The organism is Microvirga medicaginis (assembly GCF_052658925.1).
In genome coordinates, this window is record NZ_JBQWEL010000002.1 from 248,580 (window position 1) to 265,445 (window position 16,866).

The following is a 16,866-nucleotide window of genomic DNA, read 5'->3' on the forward strand; positions in this document are numbered from 1 at the left end:
GATTGGCCGCCCCGGTATCGGGGCGGCCTATTCTTGGTTACTTACCCTTGAGAACATCGACCAGGGTCTTGCCCAGTCGTGCCGGGGACGGGGACACGCGGATGCCCGCGGCCTCCATGGCGGCGATCTTGTCTTCCGCGCCGCCCTTGCCGCCGGAGATGATCGCGCCGGCATGGCCCATTCGGCGTCCGGGAGGAGCCGTACGGCCGGCGATGAAGCCGACCATCGGCTTCTTGCGGCCCTTCTTGGCCTCTCGAGCAATGAACTCGGCAGCCTCTTCCTCGGCCGAGCCGCCGATCTCGCCGATCATGACGATCGACTCGGTCTTCGGGTCGGAGAGGAACATGTCGAGCATGTCGATGAACTCGGTGCCCTTCACCGGATCGCCGCCGATGCCGACGGCCGTGGTCTGGCCGAGGCCTTCGTTGGTGGTCTGGAACACGGCTTCGTAGGTGAGCGTGCCGGAGCGCGACACGATGCCGACCGAGCCGGGCTTGAAGATATTGGCCGGCATGATGCCGATCTTCGATTCACCGGCCGTCACGATGCCGGGGCAGTTCGGGCCGATGAGGCGCGACTTGGAGCCCGACAGGGCGCGCTTCACGCGTACCATATCCTGCACCGGAATGCCTTCCGTGATGCAGACGATGAGCGGGATCTCGGCCTGGATGGCCTCGCAGATGGCGTCAGCCGCGCCCGGCGGCGGAACGTAGACGACCGAAGCATCGGCGCCGGTCTTCTCGCGTGCTTCCATGACCGTGTCGAAAACGGGCAGGCCGAGATGCGTGGAGCCGCCCTTCCCGGGCGAGGTGCCGCCGACCATCTTGGTGCCGTAGGCGATGGCCTGCTCGGAGTGGAAGGTCCCGTTCTTGCCGGTGAAGCCTTGGCAGATGACCTTGGTGTTCTTGTCGATGAGGATGGACATCAGCTCGAAACCTTACTTTCCGCCGCGCACGGCGTTCACGATCTTCTGGGCGGCGTCGTCGAGGTCGTCAGCCGGAATCACGTTGAGGCCGGATTCGCGGATGATCTTCTTGCCCTCTTCGACGTTCGTGCCCTCGAGGCGCACCACCAGCGGAACCTGCAGGCCGACCGCCTTCACCGCAGCGAGAACGCCGCGAGCGATGACGTCGCACTTCATGATGCCGCCGAAGATGTTGACGAGGATGCCCTTCACGTTCGGGTCGGCGGTGATGATCTTGAATGCCGCCGTCACTTTCTCTTCCGAAGCGCCGCCGCCGACATCGAGGAAGTTCGCCGGCTCTTCGCCATAGAGCTTGATGATGTCGAGAGTCGCCATGGCGAGGCCCGCGCCGTTGACCATGCAGCCGATGGTGCCGTCGAGAGCGATGTAGGCGAGGTCGAACTTGGAGGCCTCGATTTCCTTCTCGTCCTCCTCCGTAATGTCGCGGAGCGCAACCACGTCAGGGTGACGGTAGAGAGCGTTGCCGTCGAAGGAGATCTTGGCATCGAGGCACTTCAGGTGCCCTTCCTTCGTGACGATCAGCGGGTTGATCTCGAGCATCTCCATGTCCTTCGCGGTGAAGGCCGTGTAGAGCTTCGTGACCAGATCCTCGGCCTCCTTGGCGAGCGGGCCGGTGAGGCCCAGCGCCTTGGCGACGGTGCGACCGTGATGGGGCATGATGCCGGTAGCCGGATCGACGGAGAATGTGAGGATCTTCTCAGGCGTATCGTGAGCGACCTGCTCGATGTCCATGCCGCCTTCCGTCGAGACGACGAAAGCGACCTGACCCGTGGCGCGGTCCACGAGCATCGAGAGATAGAGCTCGCGCGCGATATCGGAGCCGTCCTCGATGTAGAGACGGTTGACCTGCTTGCCGGCTTCACCGGTCTGGATCGTGACGAGGGTTCGGCCCAGCATCTGCTTGGCGAATTCCTTCACCTCGTCGACGGACTTGGCGAGGCGCACGCCGCCCTTCTCGCCGGCTTCGGCTTCCTTGAACTTGCCCTTGCCGCGGCCGCCCGCATGGATCTGGGACTTCACGACCCAGAGCGGGCCGCCGAGCTGCTTGGCAGCGGCTTCCGCCTCGTCGGCGGAGAAGATGGCGACGCCATTGGAGACGGGCAGACCGAACTCCTTCAGAATGGCTTTGCCTTGGTATTCATGGATGTTCATGTGTTTTCCTCTCCGTCATGCTCAGGTCTTGGCCCGGGCATCCACGCCTTGGCGGCGTGACGGTTAAAGACGTGGATGGCCGGCACAGGGCCGGCCATGACGTGCAGTGTTTAAGCAAGGGCCGGGTTGATTTGCTTGCAGGCGTCCACGAGACCCTGCACCGAAGCGACCGACTTCTCGAACATGGCCTTCTCTTCGCCTGAGAACGACACTTCGACAACGCGCTCTACGCCGTTCTCGCCGATCACGATCGGAACGCCGACGAACATGTCCTTCACGCCGTACTGGCCGTTGAGGTAGGCGGCGCAGGGCAGAACGCGCTTCTTGTCCTTCAGGTAGCTTTCGGCCATCGCGATGGCGGAAGCAGCCGGAGCATAGAAGGCGGAGCCGGTCTTGAGCAGGTTGACGATCTCGCCGCCGCCCTTGCGGGTGCGCTCGACCATGGCGTCGAGCTTAGCTTGCGAGGTCCAGCCCATCTTCACGAGGTCGGGCAGCGGAATGCCGGCGACCGTGGAATAGCGCACGAGCGGCACCATGTCATCGCCGTGGCCGCCGAGCACGAAGGCGGTCACGTCCTCGACCGAAACGTTGAATTCTTCGGCCAGGAAGTGGCGGAAACGGGCGCTGTCCAGAACACCGGCCATGCCGACGATCTTTTCAGGCTTCACGCCGGAGAACTTCTGCAGAGCCCACACCATCGCATCCAGCGGGTTGGTGATGCAGATGACGAAGGCGTTCGGGGCATATTGCTTGATGCCGTTGCCGACGGCTTCCATGACCTTCAGGTTGATACCGATGAGGTCGTCGCGGCTCATGCCCGGCTTGCGCGGCACGCCGGCGGTCACGATGATCACGTCAGCGCCTTCGATGGCGGCGTAGTCGTTCGCGCCCTTGTACTTGGCGTCGAAACCGTCGACCGGCGCGGATTCCGCGATGTCGAGACCTTTGCCCTGGGGAATGCCTTCCGCGATGTCGAAGAGAACGACGTCGCCAAGTTCCTTCAAGCCGACGAGATGGGCGAGCGTACCGCCGATCTGGCCTGCACCGATGAGCGCGATCTTTTTCCGGGCCATGGTCTGTCCTTGGATGTTGTTCAGGCTAGCGCCTTATAGGGAGTGGCGCTGTTTGACTCAGAAATGGGCCTGCTTCAAGCCAGCAAAAGGTTAACCAGCAAGGCTTCGAGGCTTCCCGATCTGAATGCTTAGCACGGCTGTTCCAGATAGCTCTTTCTTTTCAGCTACTTAGAGATTGTGGCGCGCAGCAAATTTTCCTGTTACATTTTTTTAAAAATGTAACTTAGCCTAGATGGTGCCAATCTCGAGGGACCGAAGGATGACTCGGATCATGGCGGCCAGACGCTGATCCAGGATGTCCTGGGGCACCTCCGCATCGAGCCTTACCGTCAAGGGATTGATAAAGCGATAAACCGCATCGCTGATGAAATGGAGCGCCCTTTCCCTGTCGCGTGGGTCGAATTTGCCCGTGACCATGCCTTCGTCCAGCACCCGTTCGATCAGCACCCTCATCCGGGACCGGTGCTTGCGGACAAGCGCCCGCGACGTCTCGGTGGCAGAGCAATAGACGTCGAAGAGGTGCCGGTCCTCCTTCAGGAGCTTCCGGTGGGCGCGGGCCCAGGCCTGGATCAGGCGCTCCAGCTTGTCGTCGGCAGGGTCTGGAGAATCCGCGATTTCGGCAATGGTCGCCTCAAGCTGCCGAAGCCATTGCCCCGCCACCGCATCGATGAGCGCGGCCTTGGAGGCGAAATAGCGGTATACATTGGCATGGGTCATGCCCGCGGCCTCGGCGATGCTCACCACCGTCACATGCTTGGGCCCGAAGTGCTTGAGCTGGTCGGATGCAATGGCAAGCAGGCGGCTGTCGGCCGGTGCATCGGCCTCCGCGATCCGCTGGATGCCGCTGCGAGGCCCTCTCATGTTTCGACGAGCCCTTCCGAACTGCCGGATTCCTCACGTCCATGCGGCAGGGAGAGATACTCCTCCGAGCGCATCTCGATGAGACGCGATACCGTGCGGTCGAACTCGAAGGCTTCGCGCCCGCTATCGGCCTGATAGAGCTCTGGCGCCTCGGCTTCGGCGGAGGCGAGCAACTTCACTCTGGCATCGTAGAACGCATCGACCAGCATGATGAAGCGCTTTGCCTCATTGCGGCGCTCGAAAGTCATCTTCGGAATGTTTTCGAGAATGACGGTCTCGAACTCATCGGCGATGGCAAGGTAATCGGCGGCTCCAAGGGGCTTCGAGCAGAGGTCGTCGAAGGAGAAACGCGCCACGCCGGAGGCTGCCTGCGGCACCTCGACCGGATGCCCTTTCACGGTCAGCGTCATCGGTTTTCCATGCTCGTGACCGGTCAGGCTCTTGAAGGCCCGCGTGAGCGCCGCATGAGAGTTCTCATCGGCGGGCGTGTAGAAGACAGGGCTTCCCGCCAGCTTTTCGAGACGGAAATCCGTGCGGGATTCGAGTTTCACGACGCTCATTCGCTCCTGCAGCAGAGCGATGAAAGGCAGGAAGAGCGCCCGGTTGAGACCGCCTTCGTAAAGATGCTGCGGCTCCACGTTGGAGGTGGCGACCACCACGACCCCCTGGGAGAAGAGCGCCGTGAACAGGCGGCCCAGGATCATCGCGTCCGCGATATCGGTGACGGTGAATTCGTCGAAGCACAGCACCCAGGCTTCCTGCGCCAGAGCCTCGGCCACGGGCGCAATGGGATCGTCGCCCTTCACCGCGCCGGTCTTCAGCTTCTGCCGGAAATAGTGGATCCGCTCATGCACATCCGCCATGAACGCATGGAAGTGGACCCGGCGCTTGCGCCTGACCGGCAGCGCCTCGAAGAACAGATCCATGAGCATGGTCTTGCCGCGCCCCACCGAGCCCCAGACATAGAGCCCTTTCGGCGGCGCGGGATTCTTCTTGCTGAACAGCCAGCCGAGCGCGCTGGGCTTGCGCGCCAGGCGATAATTGCCGAGGCTTTCTGCAAGCGCTTCGAGCTGACGGAGCAGCTTGACCTGCGCGGGGTCGCGCTCGATCACGCCTGAGGACACAAGCACATCGTAGCGGGCGGTGATGGATTGCGGAGGATGGAAGGTATCGGTCACGGATCAACCGATACCTTTCCCCTTGGCCAAGGGCAATGCACCTATGTGAGCAAGAGGCCTGCGCATCGTGCAGAACCGGGGACCACGCCAGTGACCCGAAGGGCCACGTCAGTAAAAAGTGGACCCGGCTTTCCACTTAAAACGATGAACTAGCGTGACAGCGTCAGCGGAGCACCGGACTTGGCGATCACCCCGGAGAGCGCCGAAGAGGATCCGCGCAGGCGCGCCGCCACCGAGCCGCCGGTCTGGTAGAGATAAACCTCGCCGTCGCGGTAATCCCAGGCGTTCACCTTCGACAGATCCTGGTTGGAGCAGCCCGAGGCCGAAGCCCGGTAGAGATCGAGTGCGGGCGAGCTCGACAGCTGGATGCGGCAGGACGAGCCTGCGGCATTCCGGACCGTCCAGTTGCCGACCATGGCGGTGCGACTTGCCGGAGCCGCGGGAGCGGGCGCCGGAGCCGGAGGCAGAGCAGCAACGTCGGTTCCGCCAGCGGGAGGCGCCAGGCCAGGAGCAAGGGGAGCGGGTGCACCGGCAATCGGGGGCAGGGCCTGGCCTTCGATGGGAGCCAGCGGCGCGGATTCGACCGGTCCCGACGGAACCGCCTCGATAGGCGCGGGAGCAGGTGCTGCGGCAGCGCCGCGTACCGGGGATCCGCCCAATCGCGTGGAGGAGCATGCGCTGAGCGCCAGAGCGGCGCACAGGGTAGCGGTCACGATCCAGAGAGAGCTCTTCATGACGGTCCTTTTTTGCTGAGCCGCCTGCTTGGCGGCTTTCGGCAGCATGTTCCGCAGCGAGCAGTCCCATGCACCGAGACAATAGCTTGGCCCGAAATTACGAGAACCTCGCCAACAAAAAAAGGCGCACAAGGCGCCTTTTCGAGAAGGTGTTGCAAGGAAGCGTCACACCGCCCGCGCGACCATCATCTTCTTGATCTCGGCAATGGCCTTGGCCGGATTCAGGCCCTTCGGACAGGTGTTGGCGCAGTTCATGATCGTGTGGCAGCGATAGAGCCGGAATGGATCATGCAGGTTGTCGAGACGCTCGCCGGTCGCCTCGTCGCGCGAATCGATGAGCCAGCGATAGGCCTGGAGCAGAGCCGCCGGACCCAGGAAGCGGTCGCCGTTCCACCAGTAGCTCGGGCAGGAGGTGGTGCAGCAGGCGCAGAGAATGCACTCATAGAGGCCGTCGAGCTTGGAGCGCTCTTCGGGCGTCTGGCGCCACTCGGTCTCCGGCTCCGCCGTCTCCGTCTGCAGCCAGGGCTGGATGGAGGCGTGCTGGGCGAAGAAGCTCGTGAGATCCGGCACCAGATCCTTGAGCACCGGCATGTGCGGCAGCGGATAGATCTTGATCGAATCCGACTCGCAATCCTCGATGCCGAGCGTGCAGGCCAGCGTGTTCTTGCCCATGATGTTCATGGCGCAGGAGCCGCAGATGCCTTCGCGGCAGGAGCGGCGGAAGGTCAGCGTCGAGTCGACGTTGTTCTTGATCCAGAGCAGCGCGTCGAGAACCATCGGGCCGCAATCGTCGCGATCGATGTAGTAGGTGTCGATGCGCGGGTTGGCACCGTCGTCCGGATTCCAGCGGTAGATGCGGAATTCCTGGACGTTGGAAGCCCCGGCCGGCTTCGGCCAGGTCTTTCCTTCGGTGTACTTGGAGTTCTTGGGAAGCGTGAACTGAGCCATCGTTGCTGTCTTCCTTAGTACACGCGAGCCTTCGGCTCGATGTACTGGATGTCGTTCGACATGGTGTAGGTGTGCACCGGACGGTAATCGAGGGTCACCCTGTGAGAGGTGTCATCGAGCCATGCCAAGGTGTGCTTCATCCAGTTCTTGTCATCGCGCTCGGAGAAGTCCTCGCGAGCATGAGCGCCGCGCGACTCCTGACGGTTGAGCGCGCCTTCCATGGTGACGACCGCCTGACCGATGAGGTTGTCGAACTCGAGCGTCTCGAGAAGGTCGGTGTTCCAGATGAGCGAACGGTCCGTGACCTTGATGTCGGACGCGGCGTTCCACACGTCGTGGATGAGCTTCTTGCCTTCTTCCAGAACCTCGCCGGTGCGGAATACCGCACAGTTGTTCTGCATGGTCTTCTGCATCTGGAGGCGCAGTTCCGCGGTCGGGGTCGAGCCGTTGGCATAGCGGAACTTGTCGAGGCGCGAGAGCGCAAGCGCGTCGGCGCCCTTCGGCAGATCCGCGTGACGGGCATTCGGCTCCAGGATTTCGGCGCAGCGAAGACCCGCCGCGCGGCCGAACACCACGAGGTCGATGAGCGAGTTCGAGCCGAGGCGGTTCGCGCCGTGCACGGACACGCAGGCCGCCTCGCCGAGCGCCATGAGGCCCGGCACCACCGTATCCGGGTTGCCGTTCTTCAAGGTCAGCACTTCGCCGTGATAGTTCGTCGGGATGCCGCCCATGTTGTAGTGCACGGTCGGCAGAACCGGGATCGGCTCCTTCGTCACGTCGACGCCTGCGAAGATCTTCGCACTTTCCGAGATGCCGGGCAGGCGCTCGTGCAGGATCTTCGGGTCGAGGTGATCGAGGTGCAGGTAGATGTGGTCCTTGTTCTTGCCCACGCCGCGTCCGGCGCGAATTTCCATGGTCATCGAGCGGGAGACCACGTCACGGGACGCAAGGTCCTTCGCGGAGGGCGCATAGCGCTCCATGAAGCGCTCGCCTTCCGAGTTCGTGAGGTAGCCGCCCTCGCCGCGCGCACCTTCGGTGATGAGGCAGCCCGCGCCGTAGATGCCGGTCGGGTGGAACTGCACGAACTCCATGTCCTGCAGCGGCAGGCCCGCGCGCAGCACCATGGCGTTGCCGTCACCCGTGCAGGTGTGAGCGGAAGTCGCCGAGAAATACGCACGTCCGTAGCCGCCCGTGGCGAGAATCGTCATATGGGCCCGGAAGCGGTGGATCTCGCCGGTCGACTGATTGAGCGCGACCACGCCGATGCAGCGGCCTTCCGAATCCATCATCAGGTCGAGGGCGAAATACTCGATGAAGAAGTTGGTCTGGTTCCTCACCGCCTGGCCGTAGAGCGTGTGCAGGATCGCATGGCCCGTGCGGTCGGCGGCGGCGCAGGTGCGCTGCGCGGTGCCCTTGCCGTATTCGGTGGTCATGCCGCCGAAGGGGCGCTGATAGATCTTGCCTTCCGCCGTGCGGGAGAAGGGAACGCCCCAGTGCTCCAGCTCATAAACGGCAGCCGGCGCGTTGCGCACGAGGTACTCGATCGCGTCCTGATCGCCGAGCCAGTCCGAACCCTTCACGGTGTCGTACATGTGCCAGCGCCAATCGTCCGGACCCATGTTGCCGAGGGACGCGGAAATGCCGCCCTGCGCTGCAACCGTGTGCGAGCGGGTGGGAAACACCTTGGTAATGCAGGCGGTACGCAATCCGGCCTGCGAGCAGCCGACGGTGGCGCGAAGACCCGCACCGCCCGCGCCTACGACCACCACGTCGAAGGTATGATCGACGATATTGTAGGCCTTGCCGTTGATGGCCGGGCCGTTCGTTGCTTGAGCCATGAGAGAATTCCTTAAGCCAGGATGCGGCCGAGGCTGACCTTGAGGATGGCGTAGAGGCACGCCACCGCGATGATCACCGCATAGAAGTTGTTCGCGATGAGAGCGACGATCTTGTAGCCCTTCTCGTGCACGTAATCCTCGATGATGATCTGCATGCCGAGGCGCATGTGGTTCGTCACCGAGATCACGGCGAGGATGAGAATGATCGCGATCAGCGGATGCGAAATGATCGCGATTGCCTGCTCATAGGAGGAACCTGAGAGCGCCGCGACGATGATCACGAAGGAAATGATAAGCGGGATGTTCGACACCGCCGTCACGCGGTGGATCCACCAATGCTCGACGCCGTGCCCGGCAGCGCCGAGGCCCTTCACGCGGGCAAGCGGGGTGCGCATGGAAACGCGGGTGTCAACCCTGTTGTCGGCCATGGATCCGTCTCCTTAGAACAGCAGGAAAGCGATGACCCAGATCGCGACGGTGAGCACGATCGAGCCGATGAGGGTGAAGCGGGCCATGTTGATGCGCTGGACGGCTTCCATGCCGTAGCCGAAGTCCCACACCAGGTGGCGCACGCCGCCGAGCATGTGGTGCATGAGAACCCAGGTATAGCCGAAGAGGATCAGGTATCCGAGCGGCGAGCCGAAGAACCACTGCACAGCATCGAATGCGGCAGGGCCGGAGGCCAGGGCCACGAGCCAGATCGCGAAGAGGGCAATGCCGACATAAAGGGCAGAGCCCGTGATACGGTGGGCGACGGACATCGCCATCGTCCAGCTCCACCGGTAAATCTGAAGATGCGGGGACAAGGGCCGCGGGGCCACTTTCGCCTCAGCCATAGCTTTCACTCCTGATCGGCGACCTTGCATCGCCCGTAGTTTGGAATGGTTCGTATCGGAAGCGCGGGAACACCGCAATGCGCCTTCCGCCCGAGATGGTGACAAGAGGGCACACTTCGTCAGCGGCGAAGAATGCCCTGGGCTCGCTTAACGGACAATTTTTAATTATTCTTATCTCCCTTCGCGGATGACGAAGGAAACCTATGCAATTCGATCTGACTGATCTGAGCCTGTTCCGCCACGTGGTCGAAGCGGGCAGCATTACTCACGGAGCCGAGCGGGCCCATCTGGCGCTCGCCGCCGCCAGCACCCGCATCCGCAACATGGAAAAGTCGCTGGGCGCTCCCCTCCTCCTGCGTACTCGGGCGGGGGTGACCCCAACGCCGGCCGGGCGCACCCTGCTCCAGCATGCCCGCACCCTCCTGGCCCAGGCCGAGAAACTCAAAGAGGATCTGGGCACCTATACCGGGGGCTTGGCGGGCCAGATCCGCATTCTTTCCAACACCAATGCGCTCACCGAATTCCTGCCCGAGGCGCTCGGGGCCTTCCTCGCCCAGCACCCGCAGGTCTCCATCGACCTGGAGGAGCGGTTGAGCGATGAGATCGTGGGACTGATTGCCGAGGGTGTCGGAGATCTCGGCATCGTGGCGGGCACGGTGGATACCGGACGGCTCGAAACCTACCCGTTCCGCAGCGACCGTTTCGTGCTGGTGATCCCGAAGGGGCATCCCCTCGCCTCCCGCTCCAGCATCGCCTTCGCCGAGGTTCTGGAGCACGACTTCGTCGGCCTCGACCGGGCGAGCGCTCTCCAGCGCTTTCTCTCCGGCAAGGCGAGCCGTATCGGCAGGCCTTTGAGGCTCCGTGTGCAGCTGCGCAGCTTCGATGCGGTCTGCCGCATGGTGGAGGCGGGCGTGGGCCTCGGCATCGTGCCCGAGACGACAGCCCAGCGCGCCGCCCGCACCATGGCCATCAGCGCCGTCACTCTCGACGATCCCTGGGCGGCCCGCGATCTGACGCTCTGCATCAGATCGATCAAGGACCTGCCGCCGTCGGCCCGGCAGCTCGCGGAGCATTTGCGGCGGGAGGCTTGAGCGATCACGAGATTGGGAAGTCGCCGTCCTCTTGCCCGCCTCCAAAATGCCGCAGGGAGGACGAAAATCCTCTTGGCGCAAGCCGCTACGAAAATGCTGCGACAGACAGGAGGAACGAATGAGCAGGGTGAAGAGCTTCAGCCTCATGGGTACGGGCCTTCTGGCCCTCATCCCCTTCGGTGCCCTCGCCCAGGGCACCGGCACGCCTGCCGATACGACCTTCTTCGTGACCAGCGTCGGATCTGGCAAGGGCGCGGATCTCGGCGGGCTGGAGGGTGCGGACCGGCACTGCCAGAACCTCGCCGAGGCCGCCGGCATTCGCGGCAAGGCCTGGCGGGCTTATCTCTCCACCCAGGCCTCAGGCGGCGCAACGGCTATCAACGCCCGGGATCGGATTGGCCGCGGCCCCTGGCAGAATGCCAAAGGTGTCGTGATCGCCAAGGACGTGGCGGATCTGCACAGTGCCAACAACAACCTCAACAAGCAGACGGCGCTTACCGAGAAGGGTGAAATGGTGAAGGGCCGGGGCGATACGCCGAACATGCATGACATGCTCACCGGATCGCAGCCCGACGGCACGGCCTTTCCGGGAGCGCAGGACATGACCTGCGGCAACTGGACGAAGAGCGGCGCGGACGGATCCGCCATGCTGGGACACCACGACCGGACCGGAACGGACCCGGGACCTCCAGGGCAATCCTGGAACTCGTCGCATCCCTCTCGGGGATGCAGCCAGGATGGCCTGCGGAGCACCGGCGGCGCAGGCCTGTTCTATTGCTTCGCGGCGAACTGATCAGGCAGCGAAATCCACCTGCGGCATCGGTATGCTGCGGCGCAGGCACGCGGCCTCCAGCGTGTTGCGCAGGAGGCAGGCGATGGTCATGGGCCCGACGCCACCGGGGACAGGCGTGATGGCGGAGGCAACCTGCGCCGCCTCCGCATAGGCCACGTCGCCCACCACCTTGGTCTTGCCCTCACCGGCGGCAGGATTCGGCACCCGGTTGATACCCACATCGATCACGATGGCGCCGGGTTTGACCCAGCCGCCCCGCACCATCTCGGGCCGGCCGACGGCAGCCACCAGAATATCGGCCTCGCGGCACACTCCCGGCAGATCGCGGGTCTTGGAATGAGCCACGGTCACCGTGCAGCTCTGGGCGATGAGGAGCTGCGCCATGGGCTTACCGACAATGTTGGAGCGCCCCACCACCACGGCGTTCAAGCCTGCCAGATCCCGCCGCACGGATTGGATGAGGAGCAGACAGCCGAGCGGCGTGCAGGAGACGAGGCCCGGGACGCCGGTCATCAGCTTACCGGCATTGATCGGGTGAAAACCGTCCACGTCCTTGGCCGGATCGATGGCCTCGATCACCTTCTGCGCATTGATCTGCTTCGGCAGCGGCAGCTGGACGAGAATGCCGTCCACCGCCGGATCGGCATTGAGCTGCGCGACCAGGCCGAGAAGCTCCGCCTCGCTCGTGGAGGCGGGCAGCACATGCTCGAAGGAGCGCATGCCCACTTCCACGGTCTGGCGAGCCTTGTTCTTCACATAGAGCTGGCTTGCCGGATCCTCGCCCACGATCACCACGGCCAAGCCCGGCATCACGCCCCGACCCGACAAGTCTCTAACGGCATTAGCGATGCGGGTCCGCAGACCCTCGGCATAGGCTTTTCCATCGATCTTCGTGGCAGTCATAGGCTAACGTCCCGTCAAAGCAGCGATATCTCTGGCGAGGGCTTCTCCCTCGCCGGCAATCAGAAATGTCTTCAGTCGGGCTGTCGCGCCCGCTTCGAGGCTCACGGCGGAGGCCGGCAGCCTCAACGCCTTGGCGAGCAGGCGCCTCACGCCCTCGTTGGCCGCCCCGTCCTCCGGCGCCGCCCTCACCCGGACCTTCAGGACCGGCTTGCCGTCGGAGAGCGCTTCCACCCCGTCGATGGCGTCGCGCCCGCCTTTGGGAGTCACGCGCACGCGGACCTCAAGACCTTCGGGCCGGATGCGCCAGGGGAATCTCAGGCCCCCCTCCCTTAAAACACGAAGGGCAGGATGTAATAGCGGATGGCTCGGTCCACCAGCATGATCAGGAGAATCAGGATGACAGGAGAGATATCGACGCCGCCCAGATTGGGCATGATGTTCCGGATCGGTCTCAAAACCGGCTCGGTCACCGCATCCAGGAACTTCCAGATCGAGCGGACGAACTCGCTGCGGGTGTTGACCACATTGAAGGCCACCAGCCAGCTCAGGATCGCCGAAGCGATGATGAGGTAGGTGTAAAGCTGCAAGGCAACCAGGATGACTTCGAACAGAGCGCGCATGGGGAACCTGTCGGGATCGGGCGCTGCTCATGTAACCCTCCAAGCGGGGCTGAACAACCCATGAGGCCTGCAAAACCGGCTCCGCTCCCCAAAAGGCGGTCTTCCGCCGCCTTCTCGCCGATTGACAGACCAAAGCAAGCGGGCCTAAAACTCAGCCCGCTTGGTTCTGATGAAGCGACCGGGGCTGTAGCTCAGATGGGAGAGCGCTGCAATCGCACTGCAGAGGTCAGGGGTTCGAATCCCCTCAGCTCCACCAATTTCCCCTTAAAAATCAATTGCTTATAGGCGACGGAACTTGAGCGCCACTCCCGCTTTAGTGGCCAGTAAGCCTATAGTAAGCGACTTATCGAAAGTCGTGATTAGCCCAAAGAACGAGAAGGGAATTCCGGATGCTGAATGGAGGCAGCCTGAAAAGTGGATCGGTGAAGCTCGGCCCGACAGAGCTCAGCAAGGACGATCTCAACCAGGTCATTACGAAAATCGATGCTCATCTGAACGGGCTGAATTCGAAGAACCTGGGCATCAAGTTCGGGGCTGACGTATTCGATGCTCTGGTTAAGGCCGGCAAGATCAAGAAAGCAGTCTTCTCGGTACTTGGAACCGGAGCCTTTCCGATGGAGCTGCCTGCGTATGATGGGACGTACGCAGCTTGGCGAGACTGGGAACTTGGTGATTGGGAAGTCGAGTTCGGTACGCCAGCTTAAGTTCTCGAGCTTAAGTTCTAATGAGCCGGAGACACGCTCTCCGGCTCAAATACTTTGCCAGTTAGCCGTCGCTTTTCGCCTGGCAGTAATAGGCCATGCCGTTCGAGATAGAGAGCTTGAGCCTCATAGAGTGGCGGATCCTGCGGGCTGATGGCCTCTCCTGCATTGAACCCATCACCATCGACCCGCCACCGCACTGGAATCCCAAAGGCATATTCAGGGACATAGGCCGATACCTCATGGAGGGGTGTGCCGATCCCACCTAGCCGCCTGCGAGGCTCCGGCAGCTCGCCATCGAAAAACAGGCCGGGATATGGTCCCGACAGACTGGCGCGGCGCGTCGAATGTCCACCACAAGGAGGGACGTGTGCCCGGGCGCTCGACAACCCAGCGCGCGATGACATTGTGACCGTATGCTTCCCAGAGCTTGGCTGCCGCGGTTTCCCCTGAGCCAAGCCTCCCGTTGCATCGCAACTCCCATAGCCGCCAGTCCTTTCCGTCTTGGAAGTGACCATCATCAACGGCATCGTTCAAGAATGCCCATTCAAACTCCGTGATGTTGCTGGTGCGGGCCCGGGAGCGTCTTGGTGTTCCCGTGGCTATGCTCCACTCAGATCAAGATTGAGGGCCCTCATGCCGGCCAGGAAGGCAGCGCGCGCATCACGTTCGGCACCTAGAAGCGGGTGCGGCTTGAGCTGATCGAAGCGATCTTTGACGGTTTCACCCTCTGAATCGATAGCTTCTCGGCACTTTCTGACCCTCCGATGGGCCTCTAAAGTAGTCCTAAGCAGGGCTAAAGAGGCCGCATCTTCGAACCGATGCGGCTCCATCAGCTCCCGCCAAAGGGTCTTCTCAGGTTTGTCTAAGTGCTTGGGAGGAGGAGATCTTGCCCCAGGCATAAGAGGCAAGGACGTCGTTTATGCTGTCATGTCAGACCCCATAATTTTTCAAAGGAAAACTCACCTCAGTGCGAACGGCGGACCCCGATCGGTCCAGGCCCCTAAGGCCCCGAGATTTTGCCTCCCCCCGCCCTGGTCCGAACACCTGGTGCCTAGCCAGCACCTCAGCCTCGGCACGCGGGATACCTTCGTCATATTAGAGGATGGCTGCTCGCTCTTCGAATGCTGCCTGCCAGTCCTCCTCATTCCAGACATCGCTATTTGCGTGGGGAACAAGGGGAACAGCACCGGCTTTCCGTGCGAGCGGAGCGAAAGCGGCGAGGCTCTTCATCGGACGAACCTCGGAACACTGCTTCTTCAGATGACGGATGCTCGCCATCTCCAAGGATCGATGGCTTCACCACATAGACCCGGACAGGACTGGAGAAGCCGGGCAGGCGCTCCTTCTTCTGCGGCTTGCCATCTCCACCCCTAGCGAGGAGGCCTCTCGCGGCCAGGGTCTTTGCCACCGCACCGGCATCCAGACCAGCTGCCACCTCCGAACGCCACACCTCAGGCAGCACCAGGTACTCAATGGCGCCGCCTTCTCCCTTGCGACGGAAGCCAGCACGATTGCTGATCCTCACCTCGATAGGTGCGCCTATGCTATCGGTCGGCGCCAAGTCGCCCATAGGCTCAAAACGAGAGGTGCCATGAAGCTCGATGAAACGGCGAACAGTTGTGATGGCCTCACGCTCCTCAGCCGGTTCAATCCCGCCACGGGTTTCGAGCCACGCCTTGAAGCAGGATGACGCCGCCTGCGTTGCCTCCCCTGGCTCCCAGGGCAACACCCCGAAAGCAGTCGCCATCTCGCCACCGGCAGCGGCAAGACCAAGGCGGGCTGCCACTCGGCTCACCTGTCCGTCTGCGCTCTTCGGACAGTTGAGCGCCAGGAACTCCTCACGATAGGCATTCACCGCGGGAGCAACGGCATCGAAGTCCTTTGTCAGGATCTGCATGAACCCGCGACAACCAGCGCTGTCGTCTTGCCCGTTGAGGAGCCGCCTCGGAAATGGAAGTCACCGGACTCAGATCCTGTTGGATAGCGGAGCGGAGCCGCGAATGCGTTGAGGGCAAGGCCTAAGCGAGAGTTGCCGACGGCATAGCGGGCCACATTGTCCTGCCACTCCTTCAGGCTTCCGGCTCGACGGTATGCATGATCGACGGCGCCCGTCGTCTGCAGGAAGTAGCGCTCACTCATTGGTGCCTCCGAAGTTCTCATCGAAGCCGATGAAGCTCTTGCCCTGCCAGCCGGTGCGGCTGACACACCGGGCCTTCTCTCCAGGGCGCGCGGTGCTGATGTATTCGTGCAGGGCATCGCGGGCGAACTTGCCGGGCGCCATGATGAGCCCGCGGGAAAGCAGCCGCTCTCGATATGCTGCCCCATCACCGGCAAGCATCGCCATCGGCATGGCCCAATGCTTCACCCGGTTGTCTCGGTCGGTTATGGCGAGGAGCCGGCCCCATTCCTCACCTTCAGAGCTGCGGGTTTCAGCAGCCACCTCAAGGGGCGAGCAGAACCACTTCCATTCTACGCTGATGAAGCCGGTTTCCTTGTCGGCGCGCTCAATTCGCTTTTCGACGCCATTGGCGACCAGACGGAAAGGCCAGCGCGGCATGGGTTGACCGTCTGCCACCTCAGCAGAGCCGCGCCCTTCAGCGGCTTGGTACGGCACGAGGAAGGCGGGATCGTTTCGCAGACCCTCTGTTCTCTCCGCGGTCCATCCTTCATCAAGAGCATCGGCCAGATCCCGGCCGTCAGGTATCGATTGCCGTCGAAACCCTTGAAGCTCATTGACGTCCTACAGATGGCCTTTCCGCCCTGCGGGCCGGATCCGCATTGTGAAGATGCTCCGATTGATGAATCGGCCCCTTCCCTCATGGAGGCAATGCGCCGGCATCGCAGACAAGTGAAGATTCTTCTGTTCAGTGTGGCGACTGCATCTGCCGTCGCTGCGGCCCTTGGATGGACACATTGATCTCGAACCGGATGAATGATCTTGAGAGTGTCCAGTTTTGGCACTTTAAGGGAAGACCACAGGCAGTGAAATTCGCTGACTTCTCAGAATGTCGGGTGTTCCCCGCGTGAACGGACATTCGGCGTACTTCAGCCCTGGGCCATGTGCAGACCTAAGCATTGGTCGGCATCGAGCCGACCCAGCACGTCCCGCCGAATCGATCGATAGATTGGGTCGATGACCGCCCGCGGGTC

At 62.5% G+C, this 16,866-nt stretch carries 20 protein-coding genes and 1 tRNA gene; 4 read left to right on the top strand and 17 right to left on the bottom strand.

Translation table 11 applies throughout. The features are described 5' to 3' along the window. Positions 1 to 37: 37 nt before the first annotated feature. The 10 genes from sucD to sdhC form a co-directional block, all read right to left on the bottom strand. A complete protein-coding gene (sucD, locus tag ACUXUR_RS04215) occupies positions 38 to 925 on the bottom strand; it encodes a succinate--CoA ligase subunit alpha (RefSeq protein ID WP_445501094.1) in 888 nt (295 codons plus the stop codon). A gap of 12 nt (positions 926 to 937) precedes the next feature. Beyond that, positions 938 to 2,137, bottom strand: coding sequence for an ADP-forming succinate--CoA ligase subunit beta (gene sucC, locus ACUXUR_RS04220; protein ID WP_445501095.1), 1,200 nt, complete (start codon positions 2,135 to 2,137; stop codon positions 938 to 940). A gap of 110 nt (positions 2,138 to 2,247) precedes the next feature. Next, entirely contained in the window at positions 2,248 to 3,210 is a 963-nt protein-coding gene (gene mdh, locus ACUXUR_RS04225; protein WP_445501096.1) for a malate dehydrogenase, read from the bottom strand. A gap of 228 nt (positions 3,211 to 3,438) precedes the next feature. Beyond that, positions 3,439 to 4,071 (bottom strand): TetR/AcrR family transcriptional regulator, encoded by a 633-nt coding sequence (locus ACUXUR_RS04230; protein ID WP_445501097.1) that lies wholly within the window; start codon positions 4,069 to 4,071, stop codon positions 3,439 to 3,441. Next, on the bottom strand, positions 4,068 to 5,249 hold the full coding sequence (zapE, locus tag ACUXUR_RS04235) for a cell division protein ZapE (RefSeq protein WP_445501098.1): 1,182 nt from the start codon (positions 5,247 to 5,249) through the stop codon (positions 4,068 to 4,070). The genes ACUXUR_RS04230 and zapE overlap by 4 nt, the downstream gene beginning before the upstream one ends. Before the next feature lie 149 nt (positions 5,250 to 5,398). Next, on the bottom strand, positions 5,399 to 5,983 hold the full coding sequence (locus tag ACUXUR_RS04240; protein WP_445501099.1) for an AprI/Inh family metalloprotease inhibitor: 585 nt from the start codon (positions 5,981 to 5,983) through the stop codon (positions 5,399 to 5,401). 165 nt (positions 5,984 to 6,148) lie between these two features. Continuing rightward, positions 6,149 to 6,931, bottom strand: coding sequence for a succinate dehydrogenase iron-sulfur subunit (locus tag ACUXUR_RS04245; protein WP_445501100.1), 783 nt, complete (start codon positions 6,929 to 6,931; stop codon positions 6,149 to 6,151). Between the two features lie 14 nt (positions 6,932 to 6,945). Next, positions 6,946 to 8,769, bottom strand: a complete 1,824-nt coding sequence (gene sdhA, locus ACUXUR_RS04250) for a succinate dehydrogenase flavoprotein subunit (RefSeq protein WP_445501101.1) — start codon at positions 8,767 to 8,769, stop codon at positions 6,946 to 6,948. Positions 8,770 to 8,780: 11 nt separating this feature from the next. Beyond that, positions 8,781 to 9,197 carry a succinate dehydrogenase, hydrophobic membrane anchor protein gene (sdhD, locus tag ACUXUR_RS04255; protein ID WP_445501102.1) on the bottom strand — a complete coding sequence of 139 codons (417 nt, stop codon included), beginning with the start codon at positions 9,195 to 9,197 and terminating at the stop codon, positions 8,781 to 8,783. A gap of 12 nt (positions 9,198 to 9,209) precedes the next feature. Further along, a complete protein-coding gene (gene sdhC / locus ACUXUR_RS04260) occupies positions 9,210 to 9,605 on the bottom strand; it encodes a succinate dehydrogenase, cytochrome b556 subunit (RefSeq protein WP_445501103.1) in 396 nt (131 codons plus the stop codon). A 203-nt stretch (positions 9,606 to 9,808) separates the two neighbouring features. Here sdhC and ACUXUR_RS04265 point away from each other — a divergent pair, with 203 nt between their 5' ends. Both ACUXUR_RS04265 and ACUXUR_RS04270 read left to right on the top strand, forming a co-directional pair. Further along, positions 9,809 to 10,696, top strand: coding sequence for a LysR substrate-binding domain-containing protein (locus ACUXUR_RS04265; RefSeq protein ID WP_445501104.1), 888 nt, complete (start codon positions 9,809 to 9,811; stop codon positions 10,694 to 10,696). Between the two features lie 118 nt (positions 10,697 to 10,814). Next, positions 10,815 to 11,489 carry a hypothetical protein gene (locus ACUXUR_RS04270; protein ID WP_445501105.1) on the top strand — a complete coding sequence of 225 codons (675 nt, stop codon included), beginning with the start codon at positions 10,815 to 10,817 and terminating at the stop codon, positions 11,487 to 11,489. On the opposite strand, the gene folD is transcribed toward ACUXUR_RS04270, so the two are convergent. Genes folD through ACUXUR_RS04285 form a run of 3 tightly spaced genes read right to left on the bottom strand, consistent with a single transcriptional unit; the run spans position 11,490 to position 13,012 of the window. Continuing rightward, positions 11,490 to 12,392: a bifunctional methylenetetrahydrofolate dehydrogenase/methenyltetrahydrofolate cyclohydrolase FolD gene (folD, locus tag ACUXUR_RS04275; protein WP_445501106.1), complete on the bottom strand. Its 903-nt coding sequence runs from the start codon at positions 12,390 to 12,392 to the stop codon at positions 11,490 to 11,492. A 3-nt stretch (positions 12,393 to 12,395) separates the two neighbouring features. Next, on the bottom strand, positions 12,396 to 12,710 hold the full coding sequence (locus ACUXUR_RS04280; RefSeq protein ID WP_445501267.1) for a DUF167 family protein: 315 nt from the start codon (positions 12,708 to 12,710) through the stop codon (positions 12,396 to 12,398). 11 nt (positions 12,711 to 12,721) lie between these two features. Further along, positions 12,722 to 13,012: a YggT family protein gene (locus ACUXUR_RS04285; RefSeq protein WP_445501107.1), complete on the bottom strand. Its 291-nt coding sequence runs from the start codon at positions 13,010 to 13,012 to the stop codon at positions 12,722 to 12,724. A 180-nt stretch (positions 13,013 to 13,192) separates the two neighbouring features. On the opposite strand from ACUXUR_RS04285, the gene ACUXUR_RS04290 reads away from it, so the two are divergent. Then, positions 13,193 to 13,268, top strand: a tRNA-Ala gene (locus tag ACUXUR_RS04290). 133 nt (positions 13,269 to 13,401) lie between these two features. Continuing rightward, complete coding sequence (locus tag ACUXUR_RS04295) at positions 13,402 to 13,716, top strand: hypothetical protein (RefSeq protein ID WP_445501108.1); 315 nt, start codon at positions 13,402 to 13,404, stop codon at positions 13,714 to 13,716. A 599-nt stretch (positions 13,717 to 14,315) separates the two neighbouring features. On the opposite strand, the gene ACUXUR_RS04300 is transcribed toward ACUXUR_RS04295, so the two are convergent. The 4 genes from ACUXUR_RS04300 to ACUXUR_RS04315 all read right to left on the bottom strand — a co-directional run bounded on the left by ACUXUR_RS04300 (position 14,316) and on the right by ACUXUR_RS04315 (position 16,273). Then, on the bottom strand, positions 14,316 to 14,615 hold the full coding sequence (locus ACUXUR_RS04300; protein ID WP_445501109.1) for a P27 family phage terminase small subunit: 300 nt from the start codon (positions 14,613 to 14,615) through the stop codon (positions 14,316 to 14,318). A gap of 257 nt (positions 14,616 to 14,872) precedes the next feature. Further along, a complete protein-coding gene (locus tag ACUXUR_RS04305; RefSeq protein ID WP_445501110.1) occupies positions 14,873 to 15,613 on the bottom strand; it encodes a hypothetical protein in 741 nt (246 codons plus the stop codon). After that, positions 15,601 to 15,855 (bottom strand): DUF927 domain-containing protein, encoded by a 255-nt coding sequence (locus ACUXUR_RS04310; RefSeq protein WP_445501111.1) that lies wholly within the window; start codon positions 15,853 to 15,855, stop codon positions 15,601 to 15,603. The genes ACUXUR_RS04305 and ACUXUR_RS04310 overlap by 13 nt, the downstream gene beginning before the upstream one ends. Beyond that, positions 15,848 to 16,273 carry a DUF927 domain-containing protein gene (locus tag ACUXUR_RS04315; protein WP_445501112.1) on the bottom strand — a complete coding sequence of 142 codons (426 nt, stop codon included), beginning with the start codon at positions 16,271 to 16,273 and terminating at the stop codon, positions 15,848 to 15,850. The genes ACUXUR_RS04310 and ACUXUR_RS04315 overlap by 8 nt, the downstream gene beginning before the upstream one ends. Positions 16,274 to 16,866 lie beyond the last annotated feature (593 nt).